The following is a 4246-nucleotide window of genomic DNA, read 5'->3' on the forward strand; positions in this document are numbered from 1 at the left end:
GGTTCCAGAACGCCCGGCCGCGGTTCGCGGGGATGGCGATCTCGTAGGAGAGCTCGCCCGAGAACGAGATCCGGTAGACCCGCACCGGCGTGTCCGCCAGCGTGCCCTCGGCCCAGGTCATGAAGGGCAGCGTCTCCTTCGAGACATCCATGCCGCCGAGCTTTTCCAGCAGCTTGCGGGCATTGGGGCCAACAACCGCAACCTGCGCGTATTGCTCGGTGAGGTTGGCGGTATAGACCTTCCAGTCCCACCATTCGCACTGCAGCCAGTCTTCCATGTGGGCATGCACGTGGTCGGCGCCGCCCGAGGTGGTGTGGCAGAGCCAGCTGTCCTCGGAGAGGCGCACCACGACGCCGTCGTCCATCAGAAAGCCGTTCTCGTTGCACATGAGCCCGTAGCGGCATTTCCCGACCGGCAGGGTCGACCTCATGTTGGTGTACATCATGTCGAGGAAGCGGCCCGCGTCGGGCCCCTTTACGAGGATCTTGCCCAGCGTCGAGGCGTCGAGCACGCCGAGGCTCGCGCGGGTGGCGTTGATCTCGCGCTCCACCGCCTTGTGCTTGCTCTCGCCCGGCTTCGGGTAGCAGTAGGGCCGGCGCCACTGGCCCACCGGCTCCCACGCGGCGTGGTTGGCCTCGTGCCACGCGTGCATCGGCGTGCGGCGCAACGGCTGGAAGATCTCGCCCCGCGCCTCGCCCGCGATCGCGCCAAAGCTGATCGGCGTGTAGGGCGGGCGGAAGGTGGTGGTGCCCACCTGCGGGATCGGCGTGCCGAGCGCGTCCGAAAGGACCGCGAGCCCGTTGATGTTCGAGAGCTTGCCCTGATCGGTCGCCATGCCGAGCGTGGTGTAGCGCTTGGTGTGCTCGACACTCTCGTAGCCTTCGCGGGCGGCGAGCTGCACGTCCGAGACCTTCACGTCGTTCTGGTAGTCGAGGAAGGCCTTCATGCGCAGGTCGGCGCTGGCGCCCTGCGGCATCAGCCAGACCGGGGCGAGCGGCGCCTCGGGGGCGGCCTCGGCGCTCGGGGCCTCGGTCTCGTCGAAGTCATGGCCCAGAGCCTCGGCCGCCGCATTGCCCGCACCATCGGCGCAGGCCAGCGCCGCCTGCAGCGTCAGGTGGCCGTTGGCGGCGCCGGCGACACTCATGAAGGGCTTGCCGTCGGCGCCCGAGGGCGCGCGAGCGGGGTCGGGGCGGAAGAAGGCGCCCTTCTCGTCCCAGGCGAGCTTGCCGCCGCAGTGGGACCAGAGGTGCACCACCGGCGACCAGCCGCCGGACATCGCCACCGCGTCGCAGGGGATTTCCTCGAGCATGGCGCCCTGCCCGTTCTGGATGCAGGTCGCGACTCCGGTCACCCGTTTGCCGCCCAGCACCCTGGCGATGCCACGGCCGGGCTCTACGCGGATGCCGAGCGCGCGCGCCTCCTCCATCAGCGCGCCGCCCCCCATGGGCCGCGCGTCGAGGATCACCGGCACTTCGAGCCCCGCCTGCTTGAGCGTGATCGCGGTGCGGTAGGCGTCGTCGTTGTTGGTGACCACCACGGTGCGGTCGCCGGGGGTCACACCCCAGTTCACCACGTAGTCGCGCACCGCCGAGGCCAGCATGACGCCCGGAATGTCGTTGCCGGCAAAGCTCAGCGGCCGCTCGATGGCGCCGGTGGCGGGAAGGGTCTGCTTCGCGCGGATCCGCCACAGTCGGTGCCGTGGCCCCTCGGCACCCGGTCGGTGATCGGTGAGACGCTCGTAGCCCAGCGCGTAGGCGTGATCGTAGATCCCCGCCCCCATGCAGCGCAGCCGCAGCCGCACGTTGGGCATGGCCTCAAGCTCGGCCACGGTCTGCGCCACCCATGCCTCGGGGTCGTGCCCGTCGATGCTGCCGCCGTCGACCGGCGTGCGGCCGCCCCAATGCGCGGTCTGCTCGAGCAGCAGCACCTGCGCGCCGGCAAGCGCGGCGGACTTCGCCGCCTGCAGCCCGGCAACGCCGCCGCCGATCACCAGCAGATCGACATGGGCGTGGAAATGCTCGTAGCGGTCGGCATCGCGCACCTCGGGGTGGGGCGCCTTGCCGAGACCCGCGGACTGGCGGATCACCGGCTCGTAGACGTGTTTCCAGAAGGCCCGCGGCCAGAGGAAGGTCTTGTAGTAGAAGCCCGCCGGCAGGAAGCGCGAAAGCTTGGCGTTGACGCCGCCCACGTCGAAGTCGAGCGAGGGCCAGTGGTTCTGGCTGTCCGCCACCAGCCCGTCGAAGAGCTCGGTCGTGGTGACGCGCTGGTCCGGCTCGAAGCGGGCGCCCTCGCCCAGCCCCACCAGCGCATTGGGTTCCTCGGCGCCCGAGGCCACCACGCCGCGCGGCCGGTGGTACTTGAAGCTGCGCCCCATCAGCATCTGGTCATTCGCCAGAAGCGCAGAGGCCAGCGTGTCCCCCGCGTAGCCGGTGAAGCGCTTGCCGTTAAAGGTGAAACCGAACTGCTTGCTGCGGTCCGTGAAGCGGCCGCCTCTGGCGAGTCTCGTGCTCATGCCCAGCCTTTCGTCATGTCATTGGCGGGGATCGGGGCGCTCTGGCCCCATGCGCGCCGCAGCGCGCTGTCCCCGGGAATAGTCTCAGCCGGAAGCCGCATCAGGCGCCCTGCCCCCAGTCGGGATGGCGCGCGGCGATGCGGTCGCGGATCTCCTGCGGCGGTGCGTGGGTCTGGGCGGCATAGGTGCCGTAGACCTCCATCGTCACGCTGTCGCGCGCCGCAAGGAACCACTTGCCGCAGCCATAGGCATGGCGCCAGCGTTCGAGCACGACGCCCTTGGGGTTCTCGCGGGTGAAGAGATAGGTCTCGAATGCGGCATCGTCGCTGCCCGGCCCCTCGCGTTTGAGGTGGGCCTCGCCTCCGGGCGCCAGTTCGATCTCGGCGGCGTCGATGCCGCAGCAGGGACAGTGAAGGATCAGCAAGGGGCACCTCCGTCGAGGGTCGTGAAACGCAGGAACCCGGTCACCGCGATGAGGGACGCGGCGCCGGGTTCCGGGGTGGTCGGGTCTGTGGGTCGGGCGTTACTGGCCGTCGGTCGCCGATTCAGCAGCACCTTCGACGGCGTCGGCCGCGCCTTCAATGGCCTGGCCGGCGTCCTGGGCTGCGTCGCCCGCGCCTTCGATGGTGACGTTGACGTCGCCGCTGGTGTCCGCGGTGCCACCGGTGTCTCCGCCGAAGACGATATACGCCAGGACGGCCACGACGACGACGAGAATGCCGACGATGAAGGCAATGCCCGCGTTGCCGCCGGACTTGGTCGTTGTGGTGGTCGTAGTGGTGTTGTTGCGCGCCGGATCAGTGGTGGGGTCGGACATGGAAAGGCTCCCGTACATGTGATGTCTGCAGGGAGAACGCCGGTTTTCACGCTCCTGTTCCGTACTCCGGGCGCCACTTCGGCAGGATTTTGCCGGAGCGACCGCGCAATTTTCCGGCAAACACGAAAGTGAGGCGGTTTTCTCTTCGTCGCCGGAACGCCGTTAACCGTCAGACCGTGATCGGTCCCTACCTTGGCCGGGAGGCAAAGAGAAAAGGCAGAGACATGAGCAGGCTGATGACCCTCACACTGACGAGCCACCGCGGGCGCGACTATCCCGTCGAGCTCTTCACCCCCGACACGGCCTTCACCGACACCGGGGCGGTCTACCTGTTCCTGCGCATGCCCGAGGGGCGCTCGCTGCAGGCGCAGGTGCTCTACGTGGGCGAGAGCGACCGGATGGCAAGCCAGCTCGGACACGACCGCCGCCCGGGCGGCCCGTGGGACCGGGCGCTGGCGCTCGGCTTCGACACCGTGGGCGGGCTGCCGCTCGCACGGCCCGAAGACCGCGCCCTGATCGCGCGCGAGTTCATCCACAGCTGGAACCCGCCCTGCAACGACGGCCACGGCACGCTGTCCGGGCTCGTCGGCCTGACGGCGCCCTCGGCCTTCCAGCTCCGCCGCGCCATGGTCGGCAAGTAGGCGCCCGACGCGCCGGTTCTGCACCGGCGCCCACATCTGCGCCGCAGGGGCGCTCAATGCGCCACCCCTGCCGCCACGCTCTCGTCGATGAAGCGGCCCTCGCGGAAGCGGTTCAGACCGAATGCCTCGGTGAGCGGCGAGTGGCCCTTGGCCATCAGCTCGGCAAAGCCCCAGCCCGATCCCGGGATCGCCTTGAAGCCGCCGGTGCCCCAGCCGCAGTTGATGAAGCAACCCTCGAGCGGCGTGGTCGACAGGATCGGCGAGCGGTCGCCCGTC

Annotated in this window: 4 protein-coding genes and 1 pseudogene; 1 reads left to right on the plus strand and 4 read right to left on the minus strand. The window is 69.5% G+C overall.

Annotated features, from left to right (window positions below; all coding sequences use genetic code 11):
• The 3 genes from HC022_RS20250 to HC022_RS20260 form a co-directional block, all read right to left on the minus strand.
• Window positions 1-2512 (minus strand): 2Fe-2S iron-sulfur cluster-binding protein (locus tag HC022_RS20250; protein ID WP_167453623.1); only part of this gene is annotated, 2512 nt, incomplete at its 3' end.
• Window positions 2513-2612: 100 nt separating this feature from the next.
• Window positions 2613-2936, minus strand: coding sequence for a sarcosine oxidase subunit delta (locus HC022_RS20255; RefSeq protein WP_089955801.1), 324 nt, complete (start codon window positions 2934-2936; stop codon window positions 2613-2615).
• A gap of 99 nt (window positions 2937-3035) precedes the next feature.
• Window positions 3036-3329 (minus strand): hypothetical protein, encoded by a 294-nt coding sequence (locus HC022_RS20260; RefSeq protein WP_110476874.1) that lies wholly within the window; start codon window positions 3327-3329, stop codon window positions 3036-3038.
• Between the two features lie 236 nt (window positions 3330-3565).
• Between HC022_RS20260 and HC022_RS20265 the strand changes: the two genes are divergently transcribed.
• Complete coding sequence (locus tag HC022_RS20265) at window positions 3566-3970, plus strand: hypothetical protein (RefSeq protein WP_254885190.1); 405 nt, start codon at window positions 3566-3568, stop codon at window positions 3968-3970.
• A gap of 53 nt (window positions 3971-4023) precedes the next feature.
• Here the strand turns inward: HC022_RS20265 and HC022_RS20270 are convergent.
• A pseudogene (locus HC022_RS20270) lies at window positions 4024-4246 on the minus strand (sarcosine oxidase subunit beta); the annotation flags it as partial.

The organism is Salipiger sp. HF18, assembly GCF_011806505.1.
Taxonomy (GTDB): Bacteria; Pseudomonadota; Alphaproteobacteria; order Rhodobacterales; family Rhodobacteraceae; genus Salipiger; species Salipiger thiooxidans.

Excerpts from the sequence above, each read along its gene's own strand:
- HC022_RS20260 (WP_110476874.1), bottom strand. The coding sequence starts at position 3,329 with ATGTCCGACCCCACCACTGATCCGGCGCGCAACAACACCACTACGACC.
- HC022_RS20265 (WP_254885190.1), top strand. The coding sequence starts at position 3,566 with ATGACCCTCACACTGACGAGCCACCGCGGGCGCGACTATCCCGTCGAG.